Here is a 3,855-nt window from a genome sequence, read left to right as displayed (position 1 = left end):
CAACTATTAAACTCGGTACAAAAAAATATATTGTGGCTTATCGCATTGGATTTAATGCTGGGGCCTTGCCGCCTGGTAAGCTTGTGGAAGAGGCAGGGTATATCTACGGAAGACTGGCTCGCGAAGGATATGCAGAGTTACTTGAGAAGGCAGCGCAGGATAATGAGGGTTTGGAAAATTAAATTGGGAATCGGTGGCCAGAATCGGTGGCCAGAATCTTATACCCCTCTAATGCCAATCAAAGCTCCCTTGGAAAAGCCTAAAAATTTTCAAAGTGGTGGCCAAAGTGGTGGCCAAGCTCCTCTAAGAACAAAAAAGCCCGGTCAAATGACCGGGCTAAGTTATTGATATTGGCGGAGAGAGAGGGATTCGAACCCTCGATGGAGGTTTCCCCCCATACTCGCTTAGCAGGCGAGCGCCTTCAGCCGACTCGGCCATCTCTCCGCAAATGTGCTGCAAAAATGATTATTATTCAAGTTACATACCAGCCCTGCCGAGCGTTGTCAAGAAGGCAGGATCACTTGGTTTTGCCCGGACATCAGAGATGAAGCCGTTTTGCAATAACCGAAAAAAACCCCGGGCAATTTGCCTGCAAAGGTAAATGGCGGAGGGAGTAGGATTCGAACCCACGGAGCTTTCGCTCAACGGCTTTCAAGGCCGCCGCCTTAAGCCACTCGGCCATCCCTCCGGCTTGAACAGGTCTTTTCTATCAGAGCGCAAATCCCCGGGTCAATGGTTTTTTGGGGTTTTGGCAGCCGGGGTGCGTGTTGTGTATTGACAGGAGTTATATATGCCTTATTATAGGATTTCATTGGATTTTTCAGGAGATTTTCCGGATTTTGGATTTTATTCGTAAATGTCTGACCATACAGCACAAGTTCTTCAGGAGCCGTTTAAATGAAACAGAAATATGCAATTTCAAAAGACAGTGAAACCGGCGGATTGACCATCCAGGAATATGCCGAGCTCAGCAAGGACATGTTTTCCCTGGTCTGCGAGGAGTCCTATGACCAGGACCAGATTCAAACGGCCGTGGACGAAGGCCGAAAATCCCTGGTTGACACCCTGCGCACGCCCAATTTGTATCCGATTTCAGATTACATTGAAAAAATCGCTGACACGGTGGCTGATCTTTACCAGCAAAAAGATGCACCCGGCGACCCTGTGGAACTGGTGTTTGATGATGTGGAGCTGTTTCAGCGCCAGGAAGAAGATGTTGAAACCGAAGAAGAAGACTCCGTGGAAATCGAGGATCTGCTCGATGACGAAGCCCCGGCTGACCAGGCACCGGCAAAGCAGCCCCGCGCGGAAGAGCCCCTGGATGACCCGTCCAACGAATCCCTGGAAGATAAATAATTTCCCGGGATTTCCTAACATAGAAGGAGATCAGAAAAATGTTTGAGACCAAGGAACAGGTACTTGAAAAGATCATGGAGCAGGAAAAGCCGGCTTGCCCGCACTGCGGCCAGGAGATGAGCATATGGGAAATCCCGCCTATTGCCGTTGGCGACGGGCTGGGCTGGGACTCGCCCTATATGTATGTGTGCTTTAACGACCAGTGCCCGCTGTTTATCGAGGGCTGGGAAAACATGTGGGAAAACTATGCCCAGCGAGCATCTTACCGGTGCATCAAAAGCCCCCACGGCAGCAATTTCGAGATCATGCCGGTTTTCAGCTCCATCGGGGGCCAGGGCCAGATCATTGACGACGAGGTGATGGCCGCAGAGGAAAGGCTCAAGGAATCCATTAAAAAGGGCTTTTCCATCCTGTCTGAGTGCTATGTGTCAAAGGATTCGGTGACCTGCGTACAGATGCTGCTGGATCCGTCCGAACCGGCCCGGGTGCGGATCAAGGCTGCTGAAATGGCAGGGGACATCGCGGGCCTGGAAGCCCTGGAAGTGCTCAACAACCGGCGCTTCGGCAATGAATTGCTCCAGGAGAAAAGCAACGAGGCCATTTCCAAAATCCATGAACGCCACTTTACCCGGGAGTGCCCGTTTTGCGCGGAAATCATCAAAAAACGCGCAAAAGTCTGCAAGCACTGCGGCAAGGATGTGGCCGGGGTTTAAACACCTGCACTGACCCGATCTTAAGGCCCGGAACTGCGCAATGCAGTTTCGGGCTGTTTTTTTGCAATGGCTTTTTTTAATCGCGTTTGATCTGGGACAGGGCTTTTGCCGCTGCTGCCCGGATATTTTCCGGATATCCGCTGAAAAACCCCCGGGTGCGCACGACTTTCTCCAGGGCGGAGACCGCCTCTGCCGCCTGCATCCGGCCCAGGGCCTCGCAGGCCTTTGTCCGGATTTCATCGCGCACCGCCTTGTTCTGCCAGAAGGATTTGGATTCCAGCAGGTTGATCAGATAAGGGGCTGCGGGCTGATATCGAATGGCGCCCAGGACCGAAACAATATGGCCGGCCAGCTGGGGCTCTACCACCGGGATGTGCTTTAGCAGCATATCCCCGGCCTTGTCGCCGTCAATGGCCTGAATGCTTTTGACCGCTTCGAGCTGCACCCGGTAATCCGGGTATGTGAGCAGGGGCTCAAGCAGGCTCAGCTGCTCCGGCCCGCCGATGCGGCCCAGCAGCAGGGCCAGGTTCCGGATGTAAAACCACGGGCCTCCCTGGGCGAGCCTGTCTGCCACCGGCTGAACAGCAGCATTGCCCATCCGGGAGACGGCCTGCACGATCCGGTTGCGCTCGGCCATGCTGTGGCTGTCGCGCAGCCGGTCAAGCAGGCGTTCAATGGTGGTCGAGCCCAGGATCACCAAGGTGCGGATGTCTTCCTTCCCAGTGTCTGATGTGTTTCCCGCCTTGCTGAGCACCATCTCCAGAATCTGGTCCGTGGAAAGATGCTGGAGCATGTTTGCGGCCAGGGCCTGGATGGCTTCCGGCTTGGAAAGCCGGCCGTCGCGGATCAGGGCATAGGCCTCGAGGATGTGTTCGGCATCCGATGCTGAGTCCTTTTGGGTGATGACGGTTTCAGCCAGGTTTTCCAGCCGGCGGGTCACCTCCTTATATTCATCTGAAATGCGGTCTTCGGCCTTGATCCACTCAACGAGTTTTTTCGACATGGCAATGCGCTGATCAAGTCGGTCTGCGACCTCCATCTGTTCATCGGTTTCGGCCATGATCCGTGCCACGGCGCAGCGCACCTCCGGGGATTCATCGAGCAGGGCTTTTCCCATCTGCGCGGTCAGGGCCGCCAGCATATCGTGTTTTTCCTGCTGGGCCATTTGCATGGCTGCCCTGGGGAGCGCAGCTGCGGTTTTTTGATCCAGAAACGAGGAGTGATCGCCTTTTAAAATCCGGGACAGGGCCTCCTTGACGGTCTTGGGACGGCCCGGGGGAGAGGGCGGCTCTGCTGCCTGCTTGTACTGGTCCAGCAGTTTGCTGATGGTATCTGCCGGATCTGCTGAGCCCACGTCCTGAGGGGTTTGCTCAAAGGCTTCTGAAATGGATTTTAGAATCTGCTCCGTGTCGGCATCTGAAAACCCCGCCAGGGAATCGAGCATATGGCCGGCCAGCCGGGTCTGATCGGCCCGGGTTGCATCCGCGTGCTGCTCAAGCAGGTAGCGGGCGCCGGTTTCAAACACCCGGGCAAACCAGCCCGGGTCGGCGGCCATTTCCCGAACCTGGTCAATGGCTTGCTGATCCGCGGAGCCTTCGCCCAGCAGGTATCGGACAAAATCCGTGTCACTGATGTCCAGCCCCGATACAATCCGGTGGTCGGCATCCTTTTCCACGTATATTTTTTCGTCAATGGCAATGTAGGATACCCCTGAATTTTTCAGCAGTTGGCCCAGGCCGTCGGCATTTTGGATCTCTTCCGGCGATTTTCCCATCAGCTGCAGAAA

General features: G+C 54.7%; 4 protein-coding genes and 2 tRNA genes. 3 read left to right on the top strand and 3 right to left on the bottom strand.

Annotated elements, in window-relative coordinates; genetic code table 11:
* On the top strand, positions 1–182 hold a 182-nt coding region (locus tag R6U41_RS14200; protein ID WP_410270499.1), incomplete at its 5' end, for a hypothetical protein.
* Positions 183–351: 169 nt separating this feature from the next.
* Here R6U41_RS14200 and R6U41_RS14195 read toward each other — a convergent pair.
* Together R6U41_RS14195 and R6U41_RS14190 are read right to left on the bottom strand one after the other, a co-directional pair.
* Positions 352–444: transfer RNA gene (locus R6U41_RS14195), tRNA-Ser, on the bottom strand.
* 158 nt (positions 445–602) lie between these two features.
* A tRNA-Ser gene (locus R6U41_RS14190) sits at positions 603–688 on the bottom strand.
* Between the two features lie 209 nt (positions 689–897).
* Here R6U41_RS14190 and R6U41_RS14185 point away from each other — a divergent pair.
* Both R6U41_RS14185 and R6U41_RS14180 read left to right on the top strand, forming a co-directional pair.
* Entirely contained in the window at positions 898–1,356 is a 459-nt protein-coding gene (locus tag R6U41_RS14185) for a hypothetical protein (RefSeq protein ID WP_410270498.1), read from the top strand.
* 38 nt (positions 1,357–1,394) lie between these two features.
* Positions 1,395–2,069, top strand: coding sequence for a zinc ribbon domain-containing protein (locus tag R6U41_RS14180; protein ID WP_410270497.1), 675 nt, complete (start codon positions 1,395–1,397; stop codon positions 2,067–2,069).
* Between the two features lie 76 nt (positions 2,070–2,145).
* Here the strand turns inward: R6U41_RS14180 and R6U41_RS14175 are convergent.
* A partial coding sequence (locus R6U41_RS14175; RefSeq protein ID WP_410270496.1) for a HEAT repeat domain-containing protein occupies positions 2,146–3,855 on the bottom strand: 1,710 nt, incomplete at its 5' end.

It is taken from the genome of Desulfosalsimonas sp. (assembly GCF_046483245.1).
Lineage (GTDB): Bacteria > Desulfobacterota > Desulfobacteria > Desulfobacterales > Desulfosalsimonadaceae > Desulfosalsimonas.
This window is presented reverse-complemented; position numbering and strand designations above follow the sequence as displayed.

What these genes read in the sequence shown, in the direction of transcription:
- R6U41_RS14180 (WP_410270497.1), top strand. Translation starts at nt 1,395, where the DNA reads ATGTTTGAGACCAAGGAACAGGTACTTGAAAAGATCATGGAGCAGGAA.
- R6U41_RS14185 (WP_410270498.1), top strand. Translation starts at nt 898, where the DNA reads ATGAAACAGAAATATGCAATTTCAAAAGACAGTGAAACCGGCGGATTG.